The sequence below is a fragment of the Synechococcus sp. SynAce01 genome (genome assembly GCF_001885215.1).
Classification (GTDB): Bacteria; Cyanobacteriota; Cyanobacteriia; order PCC-6307; family Cyanobiaceae; genus Regnicoccus; species Regnicoccus frigidus.
In genome coordinates, this window is the sequence record NZ_CP018091.1 from 2,110,942 (window position 1) to 2,126,056 (window position 15,115).

Below are 15,115 nucleotides of genomic sequence, written 5' to 3' on the forward strand. Positions count from 1 at the left end.
GATGCGCGCCGCCAATGTTGTCCAGCTGGGCCTCAAGGAGCTGTGGAGTCTGGCCCGCGACCCGATCATGCTGCTGCTGATCGTCTTTGTATTCACAGTGTCGGTCTATGCGGGGGCCACGGTGTTGCCGGAATCGCTGCACACAGCCCCGATTGCGATCGTGGATGAAGACCACTCGCAGCTCTCAGAGCGCATCATTGATGCGTTCGAGCCGCCCTACTTCCTGCCACCTCAGCTGATTGAGCAGGCGCGGATGGACGAGCGGATGGATGCAGGGCTCGACACCTTCGCCCTGGTGATTCCCACCGGCTTCCAGCGCGATGTGCTGGCTGGCCGTTCGCCGGCGGTTCAGCTCAATGTGGACGCGACCCGCGTGAGCCAGGCCCTCACCGGCAGTGGTTATGTGCAGTCGATCGTGGCAACCGAGGTGCAGACCTTTGCGCAGCGCACGCAGGAGCGCTCTTTGCCGGCGGCGGAACTGGTGGTACGCATGCGCTTCAACCCCCAGCTCACCAAGACCTGGTTCGGGGCCGTGAACAAAGTGATCGACAACATCACCCTGCTCTCAATCGTGCTCACCGGTGCGGCCCTGATCCGAGAGCGCGAACGGGGCACGATCGAGCATCTGCTGGTGATGCCGGTGACGCCGTTCGAGATCATGGCCAGCAAGGTGTGGTCGATGGGCCTGGTGGTGCTCAGCGCCGGCTTGCTTTCCTTATTGATCGTGGTGCGCGGCTGGCTGGGGGTGCCGCTGGCCGGCTCGCTGCCGCTGTTTGCAACCGGTGCGGTGCTGTATCTGTTTGCCGCCACCTCGCTGGGGATCTTCCTGGGCACCTTCGCGCGTTCGATGGCCCAGTTCGGGCTGTTGTTGATGATGGTGCTGCTGCCACTGCAGATGCTCTCAGGCGGTGTCACCCCACGCGAGAGCATGCCCGAACTGGTGCGCACCGTGATGCTGGCGGCACCGAATACCCACTTCGTGATGCTCGCCCAGGGCATCCTCTTCCGCGGCGCCACGTTCTCGGTGGTGTGGCCCCAGTTTCTCGCCCTGCTGCTGATCGGTTCGGTCTTCTTCGGCGTGGCCCATGCACGCTTCCGCAGCTCGATTACGGCGATGGCTTGAGTGGGGAAGGTGGTTCGCCGTTACCAGAGCGGCGATTTACGACTGCCCAACCCATCCCCACCAGGCCAGCGTTTCGCAGCACCGTGCCAAGGGTTTGGAGGAGATCGGGAACTGGGACGAGAGCTAGCAGAAAATTGAGCACGATCCCGATCAGGAACAAGCGTGCGGTCCACCACGGAAACACTGAGGAACGAGCTGTAGCGAAGCCAAAGCAAAGACCTCCATAGACCATCACGGCGCCATGCGCTGTGTACACCCACCCGAGGCTTGTCCAGAGTTGCTCGTAGGTGGGAATGTGGGCCGTCAATGCGTAAAGAGTAGTGAAAGCAAAGTAGACAAAAGCGAAACCATAAAGGAGTGCCCCTATGAGTCCCCACTTGCCAATCTGGGGGCGCTGAAGGGCGTAGAGGCCAAGCATTATTGCTGGCATCGGTAGGAAGGCTAGATAGTTCAGCCAGAGTTGCAAGGCTGAAAAGCCACCCTGGAGCCATTCCATACCATCGGTGATGGAGTGGAGGATTGGAAAGACGATTGCTGCGATTCCCACTAGACGCCCTGTACCGCGATCCATCACTGCCTCAGCGGTATTGGACTGAATGGAGAGTGCAGCGAAAGAACTCGCCTTCGCTGTCGAAGGCGGCGGTGACTGCCAGGAAAGATGATGCGCCTGCAGGTGATCAAGCGGCCATGGCCAACGTAGCTGTTTCCTTGGCCAATTCTGGTGGTGGCGGGTTGATCCACACCACTTCTTGTTGATGCCAGCAACTAATCTATCAGCCCCAGCGTTGTGGATACTCTTAACGCGCCTGCTCGTACCCATGGGCACGGTGTGTCGGCAGATCTCCAAAGCGGTAACTTTCAGGGGTACTGGTACGTTTCCTGAGAGGGGGCTCTGACCGCTGCCGGCTTCCTGGGAGTGCTTCGTGAGCAGGATCGCAAGCTGGAGCTATTGCTGGAGAGGATGCCAGCACCGGCATCCGATCGTTGAGGCTCGTTGAACAACGTGGGGCACTTACAAGCCGGAGCGGCCAGTGAGCGCTGTCTGACGTCAAGCTCCTTCACCCAAAGCCAACGATGTACTTCGGCAGCAATCATCCTGCACTTCAGAGCCTGGTAGCTGTTCAGGCTTGGCCTCTTGCTGCGGGTGTGGCCGATCGCGGCCCAGGGGGCAAGGCATAGAGCTCGGCGAAACCCGCCAGGATCCGCTTTTCTGCTTCTGTGTCGAAGCTGGTCGTGGCGTCGCCATGGGAGTAGGTACCCCCCAGCAGGATTCCCTCGGAGCGTGGATGTAAATACAGAGATCCGGCCGAGAGCGTGTAGCGCAAGTGGGGGTCGGGGGGGAGCATCGTCAACTGGCCCTTGATCGGCACCAGTTCGTTAGCACCAAACAGCGTGGCGCTACCCAGCCCGGTGCAGTTCACCACCACCGATTCCGGCAGAGCCGCAATCTGCGCTGGAGCCTCGAAGCGGCGTTGCAGAAACACAACGCCCATGCGGCGGAGATCGCGCTTCATGGCCCGCATGTAGATCGGCATGTCGATCAACATCCCCGGCACGGCCCCCACATAGGGCGCCTGAAAAGGCAGGTCGCGATCCGAGACGTTCTCAGGCGGTGGGATCAGATCGGCCAGCAGCGCGTCGACCCAGCCAGGTGAGGGCGGCCGCAGGCCCAGACGGATGTGTGGGATCAAGTCCACGCCATAGCCTCTGCCGATCAGTCGCCGGAAGCGCTGATGCGAGAACAGCAGCGCTTTGACCAGGTTGGCCTCAATCTCTGGTGTGCGGAACTCGGTATCGAGCAGCTGGGAGGGGAACCAGCGGGCCGCCGCCACATCAGATGTCGTCGCTGGGGAGAAGCGCTCGGCGTACACCCGCACTGGGCGGCCCCGCTCGCGCAGCAGCCATGCCGTCGCCAGGCCTACCGCCCCTCCACCGAGCACGGCCACCGCCCCCCGGCCTGGCGCTGCCAGGACCAAATCCACCGCCTGCCGGGCCGTCCCCCAGGACAGGGTGACGCCAGAGCCGCCGTGCCCATAGTGATGAATCAGCGTCGTGTCGCCGATCGCTTCCACCTCAATCCGTACACCCATCGGCCGGAAGGGCCTCAGACCCACCAGGCGCCGCGCGATGCGCTCGGGAGCAAGGTCTGGCGCCGCAGCGGTGAAGTCTGTTGGCAGAAGCGACCCTTCCAGAGCGGGTGCCGCAGTGACGGGTCTCCAGGCCCCGGCCAGGACGGAGCTTGCCAGTGCCGTGGATCCAAGCAGGAACTGACGGCGCGACGCCATAGGCCTCAGCGCCCTGCTCGTTGAACATCAGGATCGCGCATTCGCTGCTGGGGGCGTGAGCCTGCTGACGGCCAAGCGGAGTACGAAGAACGTGAGAAGAATCTGTGGGGTTCTCTTTGTTCCTTGGACACCGATCACCGGTTCACAGGGGTAGTCAGGGGCCGCCCCAAAACACGTTTGACCCTGATCCCCTCAGAGTCCAGGGCCGATCCACTCCTGCTGACCATGGGGAGTTCAACTGTGGCCTGTGCTCACTGGGCCACCCAGAAACTGCAGAGGACGCCGATGCGGCCAGCCTCGCTCAGCTGCACACAGGCGGCATGGCTGTTGCGGGGGCGATTCAGAAGAATGTCGTTGTGAAGGGGCGAGCCGAGCCAGCGGCTGAGCAAACGCTCAGGGTTCCAACGGCCCCTTGCCTCCGGGCAGCCCAGAACCTCGCTCATGGGGCGCATCCGAGAGCCGGTAGAGCTGGCCTGGAACGCCTGCCAGGCCGGCAGGTTGTGGTCGCAGGTCTTGGTGGCGATCAGCTGCCGCAGCACGGATTGGGCGTAGGCGATATTGGCGGCCACCAAGGCGACGGGCAAGAGCTGCAGCGGAGCGCGTCCCTTGCCGGCGCGGGCGCCGTTGATCAGGTTCACCAAGGGATCGTTGATCGAGGCCGCTGTCGTGGGGGTGAGTTGGCTCAGGTGCAGGCTGGAGAAGTGGTTGAGACGGCCAGCAGAGCGATTGGAGGTTGAACCAGTGCCTGCAGGACGGCTGGCCAGAGCCGGGGGAGCCCTCAGTAACGCCAGGACAGGAACCACTGCCCACAGGCCGCGAAGAAGCAAGCGAAATCGCAAGGGTGAAGGCGCGGTGCTCACTGTGGGCTGCTGGCTCGTGATCTCAGCGCGTCTGGCTGGCTTCCAGAACCTGCAGGCGCCGCTGATGCCGCCAGGACCGCGCCAAATCAGTGAAGACAGAGACCATCCCGATGACGCTTTGGCCGCAGTCATCGCTCAGACCGTTGACGAGGAGGATGAAGAAACGTTACGGGAGATAAAAAATTAAATCTGCTCGTTGAGTGGTGGTTTCGATCACACCGAGTGACGTTTTCGCCGTTCCATTGCTCACTTGGCCACGGCGTCGATGCAGTCGTCCTTCCCCCCTTGCCGGCGGGTCTGAGGATTCGGTCGGTTGACCACCCGAACAGAGCACTGAGCCGCCTGCAGATGGCGAGAGAGTCCAGTCCAGCTAAGTGTGTAGTCCCACCACGTTGTTCAGCTGACCAGGGGGCATGAGATGTTCGGCGTTGGAGGTTCAGCGCCAACCAAGCGCACTCCTATCCCAGGCGTACCCATGTTCGCCCCATAGGAGTGACGCTTCCTCAGCGGTATTGGACTGAATGGAGAGTGCAGCGAAAGAACTCGCCTTCGCTTTCGAAGGCGGGCGTACCGAACAGCCAGCCAACACGAAGACGGATGGGAATGGTCACGCCTGCAAAGGATTGTTCCTGCTCAGCCGCTCCGCCGAATGGGTGGTAGGCGAAAACACCCGTGTTCCTATCGCCCCAGCGCGAGAGGCAGCAACTCAAAAGCGCGCCTGCTGGGGAAACTTCAAGGTCGAGCTCGGCATGCTCACCATGGGCATCGAAAATCGCGACGGTATGGTCACTGCCCCGGTCGACCCAGCTGACCTCCTTATCAAGCAGAGCGGCCGGAAGCCAGATGGCCTCCGCATGGAGGCGGCCTGCGGCCGCGCGGGCGATCTCTGCGCCATCGGCCTTGATGACAGGAAAAAGCCCCAGCAATTTCCAGCGCATGGCCCCCACTCCATCCACCAGCCGATCAAATCCGGTCACGGGAAGCCCGTTCACTTTGGCCGTTGCCGCCCATACGAAACCGCGGTCCCAGCGCAGCACCTGTTCAGCTTCAAACTTGCACCAACCTGGCTTGAGCTTGATCGTGCCGGTCATGCTCAGCCTTGCGCAGGTGCTGCACTTCGCACCGGGGGCAAGGGCATGCTTCAGGTATCTCTGGGCGACAGGAGGTAGCGAGCTGACTGAATTCGGATCAAACACATGCTCGCTTGGTGCAGCACTGCTCCAGAGTTCCTCGAGCCTTCTGTCGTGTCGCATGACATGGCCTTTGATAGGACTTGGCATTTAGTACGGCTGACGCTCCAGATCAGAAGCGGGCAAGTGCTTTTGCTGATGAGGATCAGGCCCTAATCCCGCCTTCTGGATCTGGATGTTAGCCAGCTCATGAGTCTGTGCCAATTCCAGGATTGAGCCATGTGGCTGGTGACACATAGAGTTTATCGACCTTGCTGAGAACCCTTTCACGAAGCTTTTCATTGGTATCCAAGCTACCAATAAAGCTGACTCCGGCCTGCTTCGTCTCCGCGATTAAGGTATCCAACTGAACAACAATATACAGACCAGGGTGTCGGCGAGCTAGCTCATGTAATGGCGCGGAGTCTGCGTTTCCATAGTAGTAAAGAATATGTTTTGCCTCCCCCTTCTCGCTCATGGATGACTCGGCCGACCATGTGTGAAGTACAGCACATCGGGCCCCATAGAGATCGCACGCTTTACAATTCAGCCTCCCACGCGAAAGCATCCAGTCAGAAACCCAACGTTCAAATCTTGGGCGAACCCTACTTTCTGTTTCGTCTGCAGCTAGATAAGCCATGTTATCGATGAAGCCGTAAGTGAGCGTGAGAGCTGGTAGTACCCACTCGCTTTCCAGCGTCTTCTCCATTGCCCGCCAACTGTGGTCGACGGCACTGGCCAGGATTGTGAATCTCCAAATCTCCTCTTCGTCCATGTCCTATGTCTGGCTAATACTGCCCCTGAGTGGCAGGCTAGGAGCCTAGGTTGCACAGCAAGATGGTTGGCGCCTGTCCACACAAGGGGCTTGTTATACGTCCCTTCATAGCGAGGAACTTCTTTGCAATGCCTTATTAAAAAAGCTTGATCAGACTCTTGTTCTCTGCGGCTGAATACATTGACAGGAGTGTCTGATCATAGACAGTCTTGGGAAAGAGAGCAGTCTCATCGTACTGGAAGCGGATGATTCTTCTGAAACTCTGGATACAAATCGGAGCAGTTCTCTTTCAGGGCAAACACCGATTTATACTGCACAGTTGCAGTTTGCTCTGAGGGGTATGCTGAATAGGCATCGCCTCCAAGTTGGTACGCTTGCCGATAAAGGCGACAAGCAGCCCGTCTGTCACCGTTAACCTCAAGTGCGTACTGTGCCTCACCTCTTACCAGCTCCTCTTGAGCGAGAAGTGAAGCAGCTTTTTCTAAAGGAATAGCCACTGCAGGCGCTGAAAACAGTAAAATAGTGATAGCAGCGAGCGTACGCGTCATGGGTCTTCAGTGTGCAATAGATAGGATGCCTCGGTGGGCGGGTGTTGGTTAAGCCTGTGCGGATAACGCTCAAGATCAGCGGCGGGGAGGATTCTTGCAGCTTTAACAGCCTTCAGCGCTCCCGCCCGCTGGATCTTGATGTTAGATGCCGAAACTTGAGCAATGGCACTAACCAAATCTGACGAAGACGTTAAAGTCATCCCATGCCAGCTTAAGTGCACCACGAAAAATTGGCCTTGCCGCGACCGTTGGCCAAGGCCGACGCCAGCGAGGACATGAGTCTCAATCGGTGCTTCCAGGGTAAACCGGTATTTTTCGAGGTGCCCTTAAGAATACCTGCCTCAATCTCTCGGTCAATTGACTTTTGAATCTTCTTTTCTGGACTCTGATCGTGGAAAAGATAATAGACAAAGTCAAAGACATCGCACAGAGTATGAATCATTGACTGGCCAATTCCGCGTTTAATGCTTGACCCATTCGGGCTCTAAGCGTATTGGATTGCGACGAGATAAATATCCGTGATTATGAAATCAGGATAGTGACATTAATGCAGAACAGCATAGGCTGTGAGGCCCTCCCTCAAGCTTCAACATCTATCGGCCCCCACCGCCGGCACTGGAGCACACCCGGCCATGGTGAGTGGCTTCCACCCCGAGGATGCTAGCTATGCCGTTTAGGGCTGATTTGAAAAAACAAGTTCTCATGATTGGTCTTGGGCGCGCAATTCTTGACAATAACAACCATAAGAAGTGATTACATCAGCGCAGCCAAAAGCTACATCTCTCAGTGAAACAATTAACACATGAAGCAAGCCAATGCGGTGGCACTAGTGAGTTAGATGATCTATTTTGTATCCACTCTAATGCCATCCTTATCCCAGTTTTCAAATGCCCCTAGATAAGGGGGATTGTGGCACCAGTCCATAACGTCACGCCTGCCATTTTGAATATAGGTGCCAGCTTCCTCATTCATTTTTTTTGTAATTTCTCTAGCCTTGTGCGACTCCTCGATCTTAAATCTTGCCAAAAGGGCAGCATCGTGGGCTGTTCTTTTGGCTTTTTTAATTTTTTCTTCGAGGTTGGCTGTTGAGCACCAATTGGCTAGATAGGCATCTTTATCTCTGGAATACAATAAGTAAATGGTGTATTTGTCTGGTCTTTCTAATGACTGTGCAGGCCTATGAGTATCTTCTTGAAACTTATTTTCTACTTTTTCGGGAGCAGTAAAGTAGGGCTTGCCAGATGGTCTAACCTTGATCCATTCATGAATTCCAGCGTATCTCCCCGTAATTCCATGGTACTTGTAATTCTTATATTTCTCAAAAACTTCTTGCTCTTTGTCAAATGCTTTTTGTCTTGACGTAAATACTGCGGTTCCCACAAGTTTAACATCAGGAACACTCTCTCTAATTGCCTTGATCCTATCTCCGAGTTTTTCAGGCTCTCTTACTCCAACCTTGTACGCACTGTGCTGGTCGGAATACAGTAGGTAAAGCACATGGCCGCTTGGCCCACATCCTGTCAGGCGCTGATACATCCCTGGCCCATCAAGCTCAGCTATTCCCGTATTGAATGTTGGGTGTCTCGATGTATTGCTACGCCTGGTAGTGTTACCACCCTTCAAGTTCGGGATAGGCAAGACCGGGTCAGCTCCATTCCACGCTTGTTTTTCAGGGGAAGGAATTGGGTTGCTGGACTCGGCAAGGGGCTGGGCAGCAATGGGGACCGCTGGGACGGCCATGGTTGCCGGATTGGCCTCCTCCAGAACAAGCTGGCGGGGGCTCCCCAGGGTCGTGGCCACCGCCTTCTCCAGCAGGGGAAGACGGCTCTGCACCATCGCCATCCAGGTGGTCGCCACCCGCACCACGGCCCGTTGACCATCCAGCCGCACCAGCTCGGCCTGCTGGGAGAGCAACATGCGTGCTGAAGGCAGCTCCAGGGCCGCCAGCATCTGTTGCCAGAGCTCGCTCAGCGGGATCTCACCCTTCGCCAGAGAAGTGGTTGAAAGGGTCGGGACTGGCAGGTGTTCCTGCTCGACCTGTGTCACCGGTGCCGCTGTCACAGATGCAACTGGTGCAGGTGTTGGACAAGGGCTAGGTACAGGTGTTGGCCTAGATGCATGTGCAGGTATTGACCTTTGTGCAGGATTGAATACTTCTTTGGCTAATGTACTTCGATTAACTTTGTCTGCGATCTCTTTCGCCACTGGGGCGTGTGATCTTTGTGACCGCGACAATTTTCGAAGCAAATAATATATGACTACAGCAATTAGAATACTCAGCAGTAATTCCATGACATTAGAAAACTAATTTTATGCTATTAATGCTGGCTGAAGTCGCTTTCGTTTCACTCAAGTGCTTCTTTTGATTGCGACCTTCCGTCTTTCTCTTCATGTCAGCTAGTTGATCTGATCGTGATTATACATCCCATTCACGCCGTGGCTGCCAGGGCAGCACCTCTACGTTCCCGCCTGCTCAGGAAGCTCACTCGTGCATCTAACGCTCAAGATCAGCGGGGGGTAGTGACTTTTGCGGCATCAGCTCCTCCTAGCCCCCCTCCGCTGGATCTTGATGTTAGATGTCCCTCTGCGTTATAACTCTAGAGAAAGTTGACCAGACGGATGGGCTTCGCATTCGTTTGAAGCATCAAATTCATGACTCATCCAATATTTGCCATTCGCTGCATACTCAAGTAGCTTCCACTCTTGATGAGGATTCCAGAAGATTATCAGGCTTTTGAGTTTGTTTGACTGAGCCCCAAGAAGGTTCTGAATCATTCCTGAAGTTCTTATGTCTGTCAATGATGGTTTAGTAGACCCATTATGAACTGGATGATTGTGATATTGACGGAGCTCGGTGCATCTTAGCTTGCTCAAGTAAAAACTCCATTTCTTAGGATTATCGGATGCAGAGCATTTATACGGCGAGCCAATCGAGGCCGTTATCCTGACTGCAATTCCATTACGCATGAATGCGGCAACAAATACTTCCCGTTTTTCGTGAAACATTCCGACTGCAAGCGCTTCTTCAAGATCTTTCTGACTTCGGCCTTGCAAGGAATATGCTTTCTTAAACGTCTCGCCCTTTTCCCTTGCGTCATATTTTTGAAAAACATGGTCAATATTTCTCCGAAGACGAGAAATCTCGCTACATATCTTAGATCTCTTTTTATTTCGTTTTTGCTGAGGCTCCCAAGCATTGTTAAATATCCAACTAATTGCAGGCGCTAGCAACATACAGGCAACCAAGTAGATAGCCCAGCTCATTACTTGGCTCAATACAAATAGTAGCAGGCAAAAATAGACAAGCGCAAACAGCCTGAAACTGGCACTAGAGGATCCTCGATCTATCTCCTCTAATTCAAGGTGTAAGGTTTCTAGCCTTGTCACCCTGCTCCTTAACTTCGGAAACGCTAGCAGTGGAACGGTCTGCCCCTATCCCTGCTTAAACTTGTTTCTGTTGGTGCATCTAATGACGGAGCTGAGCCGCACCGCCGTTCTACCGAACGACGTTCGGCTAGCAGACGGTGTCGGCTCCAGCGAAGTGTTGCTTATGCCGCGCAAGTATTCTACGCACTTAGAACAACCGTAGAAACGCGGTCAAAGCAACAGTATTTCGGCGGGTCCGGTATCCACCCACTGTCCCGGCGGTATGTCCGCATAAAATGCAACCGGGCTTGTTGCTCCTGGGCTGAGAACCTTTCCAGCATAAGGCCGTTGTCGCAATTGGCCAATAGGCGAGGGGAACTTAGGCGGGTCCGAGAACCACATGTTCCAAGCATTACGGATGGTCTGCTGCGCTCGTTAACGGCCCAACCGTAGGTGCTCCCTTTTGTTACATGCAATTCGATGATTGTGGCTTTGCCCTGCAAGTCCCGAATGCTGCCGTTGTTTGCCTTCCCTCCAGACTAAGGATGCAATAGCTCCCACTGAAACTGCCCCCGCTTGCCTACGCGGTGCGCGGCCTGCGCAAGCTGAGCAACGTGGCCATCAACACCAGAACGGCCGCCATCAAGGTGCCTGGAGCCACTAACTCCCCGAACCAGAGCACGCCCCACAGGGCGGCCAGCGGCACCTGCACGTAGCTCACGGCGGTGGCGCGGGCGGCCGGTAGGGCCATCAGGCCGCGGGTGAGGGCGAGCTGGCCCAGTTGGGTGAACAGTCCCACCGCCAGCAGCCAGCCCAGCTCCACGGCGGTGGGCAGCACCGGATCGATCCAGAGCACCGGCAGGCTCAGCGGCAAGGCCACCAGGGGGAAATAGAACACGATCACCAGCGGGTGCTCGCTGCGGCCCAAGGCGCGCACACTCACGTAAGCAAGGGCGGAGAACAGGGCGCCGGCCAGGCCGATCAGCAGCGGCAGCAGCGGCAGCCCCGCTTCGTTGCCGGCGAAGCTGGAGCCCAGCAGGGCCGGATCGGCCAGCAGCACCACCCCCAGCCAGCCCAGCGCGGCTGCCAGCAGCACCCGACCGTTCAGGCGCTCACCCAGCAGGGGCCAGGCCAGCAGGGCTGTGAAGGTGGGATGGAGGTATTGCACCACCGTGGCGGCGGCCAACGGCAGGCCTGCCAAGGCGCTGTAGACGCAATAGAGCCCCGCGCTGCCGAGCAGGCCGCGGCCGAGCAGCAGGCCGCGGCGTTCGCCCCAGGGGGAGACGCCGGCGGCGCGCAGCATCCAGACGCTGATCGTCAGGCTCACCACGGCCCGGGCCAGCATCACCTCGCCCACCGGCAGGCGACCCACGGCCTTGACGCACACGCCCATCAGGCTGAAGGCCAGGGCGCTGGTGAGCATCCACAGCACTCCCCATCTCTGGTGTTCTCCGTCAGAATGGGATCCTGCCGGACTCCACCGGTAGTGTCCTGGTGCCTGCCTCCATCCCTTGAGCCAGCCGACGCTCCAACCTCGCCTCCACCCCCGCACGATCGAGGCCGTCAAGGAGCGCGCGGACATTGTTGATGTGGTCGGCGAGCACGTGGTGCTCAAGAAGAAGGGCCGGGAATTCGTGGGGATCTGCCCCTTCCACGACGACAAATCGCCGTCGATGACGGTGTCACCGGCCAAGCAGTTCTACTACTGCTTCTCCTGTGGCGCCGGTGGCAACGCCATCAAGTTCCTGATGGAACACCAGCGCCTCAGCTTCAGCGAGGTGGTGCTGGAGCTGGCCCGCAAATACCAGCTGCCGGTCGAAACCGTTGATGGGCCCCAGCAGGAGCGCCTGCGCCGCCAGCTCTCCCATCGCGAGGCCCTGCTGCGTGCCCTCGCCCTGGCCGCCGGTTGGTTTCGCAGCCAGCTGCGCAGCCCCGCCGGCGCCCCAGCCCTCGCCTACCTCAAAGACCAGCGCGGCCTCAGCGAAAGCACCCTCGAGAGCTTCGAGATCGGCTACGCCCCCGATCGCTGGGACGGCCTGCTCGGCCATCTCACCCAGGTGGAAGGCCTCTCGCCCGAGCTGCTCGAAGCCGCCGGCCTGGTGGTCTCACGCAAGGGCGGCGAAGGCGTCTACGACCGCTTCCGGCATCGGGTGATGGTGCCGATCCACGACCGCCAGGGCCGGGTGATCGGCTTCGGCGGGCGCAGCCTCGATGGCGGTGAACCCAAATACCTCAACTCCCCGGAAACCGAGGTGTTCGAGAAGGGCAAGCACCTCTTCGGCCTGGATCGCGCCACCTCCGCCATCCGCAAGGACGACCAGGCGGTGGTGGTGGAGGGCTACTTCGATGTGATCGCCCTCCACGCCGCCGGCCTCACCAATGCGGTGGCCTCGCTCGGCACGGCCCTGAGCAGCCAGCAGATCACCCAGCTCTGCCGCTGCTGCGAAAGCCGCCGGCTCGTGCTCAATTTCGACACCGATGGCGCCGGCGTGCGTGCCGCCCAGCGGGCGATCGGCGAGGTGGAGCAGCTGGCCCTGCAGGGCCAGCTCGAATTGCGGGTGCTGCACCTGCCCGCCGGCAAAGACCCCGACGACTTCCTCAAGGAACACGGCGCCGGTGAATACCGCGCCCTGCTGGAGCAAGCGCCGCTCTGGCTGGACTGGCAGATCGAGCAGGCGCTGGAAGGCAAGGATCTGGCCCGCTCCGACCAGTTCCAGCAGGCCGTTTCGGCCCTGGTGGCACTGCTGGGCAAGCTGCCCCAGAGCGCCGTGCGCAGCCACTACCTCCAGCAGGTGGCCGAACGTCTCTCCGGCGGTCAGGCCCGCCTCGCCCAGAAACTCGAGGAAGACCTGCGCCTGCAGGTGAAGGGCGAGCGCTGGCATGGCCGCTCGGCGCGCTGGGAGAAGCCCGGCGATGGCAGCCTGCGCGAGCGGGCCGAGGCTGAGCTGTTGCGGCTCTATCTGCACGCCGCCCGCCACCGCGGCGCCATTCGGCGTGAGCTGCGCCTGCGCGAACTCGACGATTTCGCCCTTCAGCACCATCGCCTGCTCTGGGCAGCGATCAGCGAACGGGAAGAGGACAACCTCGGTGCCGGCCGGCTTGAAGCCATCAACCGCGGCGACGACCCCGGCGATGACCTCGCCGATCTCGATCTGCCCCGGCTCCTCGCCGATCAGTTGCTGGTGGAGCAGAGCGAGTTGCTCGATCGCCTCACCCCCCTGCTGGAGCCCACCGAACTCCAGACCATGACCCTCTCCGCCCCGCTGCTGCAGTTGCGTGGAACCACAGCCGTGCTGGAGCGCCAGCGTTGCCTCAAGCGTTGCCGCCACCTGCTCGATGCCTGGAGCGGTCAGCGGCTGGAAACGCTCGAGCGCTGCATTGCCCTGCTGCTGGAGGAGGAGCGAACGGAGGTTGCGGCAGCAGAGGCCAGTTCCACCCAGGTCGTCACGCCTGTCTCCATCAACATGGAAACCCGCATCGACAACCTGTTCGCCGATCTCAACAAAGACGCCCTGCGTTTTCAGGAGCTCTATTACAACGAGCGCAAACACATCGGCCACCTCGACCAGCAGCGCTGCGCCGGCCTGGCTGAAACGCTCGTGGCGGTGGCCTGAGCCTGCCAGCATCGGCCACACCATTCCCGCTTCCATCGATGCCCCCTGCCAGCGAGACCACCCCCTGGCGCCGCAGCTGGTACCCGGTCGCCTACCTCAAAGACCTTGAGCCCGGCCGCCCCACCCCCTTCACCCTGCTCGGCGATGACCTGGTGCTCTGGTACGACCAGCCCGCCAGCCAGTGGCGCGCTTTTGCCGATCTCTGTCCCCACCGGCTCGTGCCCCTCTCCCAGGGGCGGCTGAACGAACGCGGTGAGCTGGAGTGCCCATATCACGGCTGGAGTTTTGATGGCGCCGGCCACTGCACCGCCATCCCCCAGGCCGATGCCGGCGCCACGATCGACACGCCGCGCAGCCGCTGCCACGCCTACGCCACCGTCGCGGCTCAGGGGATGCTTTTCGTTTTTGCCGGTGATCCAGCCGAAGCCGCCGCCAGTCCCCTGCCGCTGCTGCCCGTGCTGGAGGAGGAGCCGGAGCTCTGGAGCGTGCAGGACACCTTCCGCGATCTCCCCTACGACGCCCTGACCCTGCTGGAGAACGTGCTCGATGTCAGTCATGTGCCCTTCACCCACCACGCCACCGTCGGCAAGCGCGACACCGCCGGCCCCGTGAACCTGCAACTGACCAGCAGCGGGCCGGAAGGCTTCACCGGCCTCTGGCCTGAGGGGCCCCGTCGCGGCACGCTCGGCAGCCAATACACCACCTTCCTGGCGCCGTCGTTGATGTGGCACGACCTCACCGCCAAGGGCTTTGCCCGCATCCTCACGGTGGTGTACGCCACCCCGATCCGGCCGGGTGAATGCCGCCTGTTTGCCCGCTTCCCGTTCCGCTTTAAGTCGGCCCTGCCCCGCCGGCTGTTGAAGCTGCGGCCCGAGTGGTTGCAGCACCTCTCCAACCATGTGGTGCTCGAAGACGACCAGGCCTTCCTGCACTGGCAGGAGCGGGCGTTGCGGGCCCGCGGCGGCAGCGCGGCCCTCGCCCAGGCCTGCCACCTGGCCACCAGCTCCGATCTCTATGTGCGCGCCCTGCACGACTGGGTCGGTCGCGGTGGCGGCCAGCCGTTCGATGCCGAAGCCCTGCCCGGGCGCTTAGGGGAAGGGCCCCTGCTGGAGCGCTACGACAGCCATACCCGCCACTGCCGCAGCTGCCGCGGCGCTGATCGGCGCCTGAAGCAGCTGCAGCCCCTGCTCGCTGGCCTGGTGCTGCTGGCCCTGGCGGCGGCGGCCTGGTGGGGTGCCTCGCTGGCGGCGGCCGTCGCGCTGCTGCTGGCTGCCGCGGCGGCGGCGCTGTACTGGCAAACCAACCGCTGGCGGAGTCAGTTGCGCTCGGGTCAGCCGGTGCCGCCGCGTAATCGCTCCTGACGACGGCCGCGCCT

The 15,115-nt window shown here is 59.7% G+C and carries 12 protein-coding genes; 4 read left to right on the top strand and 8 right to left on the bottom strand.

The genetic code is table 11. The features are described from left to right. Nucleotide 1 precedes the first annotated feature (1 nt). Nucleotides 2-1,123, top strand: coding sequence for an ABC transporter permease (locus BM449_RS11025; RefSeq protein WP_071801255.1), 1,122 nt, complete (start codon nt 2-4; stop codon nt 1,121-1,123). A 1,121-nt stretch (nt 1,124-2,244) separates the two neighbouring features. Here the strand turns inward: BM449_RS11025 and BM449_RS11035 are convergent. After that, on the bottom strand, nt 2,245-3,408 hold the full coding sequence (locus BM449_RS11035; protein ID WP_071801256.1) for an FAD-dependent oxidoreductase: 1,164 nt from the start codon (nt 3,406-3,408) through the stop codon (nt 2,245-2,247). Between the two features lie 251 nt (nt 3,409-3,659). Then, nucleotides 3,660-4,211 carry a CAP domain-containing protein gene (locus BM449_RS11040; RefSeq protein ID WP_145536672.1) on the bottom strand — a complete coding sequence of 184 codons (552 nt, stop codon included), beginning with the start codon at nt 4,209-4,211 and terminating at the stop codon, nt 3,660-3,662. A gap of 49 nt (nt 4,212-4,260) precedes the next feature. On the opposite strand from BM449_RS11040, the gene BM449_RS11045 reads away from it, so the two are divergent. After that, on the top strand, nt 4,261-4,455 hold the full coding sequence (locus BM449_RS11045; protein WP_071801258.1) for a hypothetical protein: 195 nt from the start codon (nt 4,261-4,263) through the stop codon (nt 4,453-4,455). A gap of 316 nt (nt 4,456-4,771) precedes the next feature. On the opposite strand, the gene BM449_RS11050 is transcribed toward BM449_RS11045, so the two are convergent. From BM449_RS11050 to BM449_RS11060, 6 genes are all read right to left on the bottom strand, one after another. Next, nucleotides 4,772-5,548, bottom strand: a complete 777-nt coding sequence (locus tag BM449_RS11050) for a DUF6544 family protein (protein WP_311134042.1) — start codon at nt 5,546-5,548, stop codon at nt 4,772-4,774. A 97-nt stretch (nt 5,549-5,645) separates the two neighbouring features. Further along, nucleotides 5,646-5,915, bottom strand: coding sequence for a hypothetical protein (locus BM449_RS15045; RefSeq protein WP_162922870.1), 270 nt, complete (start codon nt 5,913-5,915; stop codon nt 5,646-5,648). 524 nt (nt 5,916-6,439) lie between these two features. Beyond that, entirely contained in the window at nt 6,440-6,760 is a 321-nt protein-coding gene (locus BM449_RS15050; RefSeq protein WP_145536680.1) for a hypothetical protein, read from the bottom strand. 843 nt (nt 6,761-7,603) lie between these two features. Continuing rightward, nucleotides 7,604-8,806, bottom strand: a complete 1,203-nt coding sequence (locus tag BM449_RS15600) for a hypothetical protein (protein WP_071801260.1) — start codon at nt 8,804-8,806, stop codon at nt 7,604-7,606. A 543-nt stretch (nt 8,807-9,349) separates the two neighbouring features. After that, nucleotides 9,350-10,024, bottom strand: coding sequence for a hypothetical protein (locus tag BM449_RS15055; RefSeq protein WP_145536683.1), 675 nt, complete (start codon nt 10,022-10,024; stop codon nt 9,350-9,352). Between the two features lie 682 nt (nt 10,025-10,706). Next, on the bottom strand, nt 10,707-11,708 hold the full coding sequence (locus BM449_RS11060; RefSeq protein ID WP_311134044.1) for a DMT family transporter: 1,002 nt from the start codon (nt 11,706-11,708) through the stop codon (nt 10,707-10,709). Here BM449_RS11060 and dnaG point away from each other — a divergent pair. Then, nucleotides 11,638-13,740, top strand: a complete 2,103-nt coding sequence (gene dnaG, locus BM449_RS11065) for a DNA primase (protein ID WP_071801262.1) — start codon at nt 11,638-11,640, stop codon at nt 13,738-13,740. The genes BM449_RS11060 and dnaG overlap by 71 nt on opposite strands. Before the next feature lie 38 nt (nt 13,741-13,778). Beyond that, nucleotides 13,779-15,101 (top strand): Rieske 2Fe-2S domain-containing protein, encoded by a 1,323-nt coding sequence (locus BM449_RS11070; RefSeq protein ID WP_071801263.1) that lies wholly within the window; start codon nt 13,779-13,781, stop codon nt 15,099-15,101. The last annotated feature ends 14 nt before the right edge of the window (nt 15,102-15,115 follow it).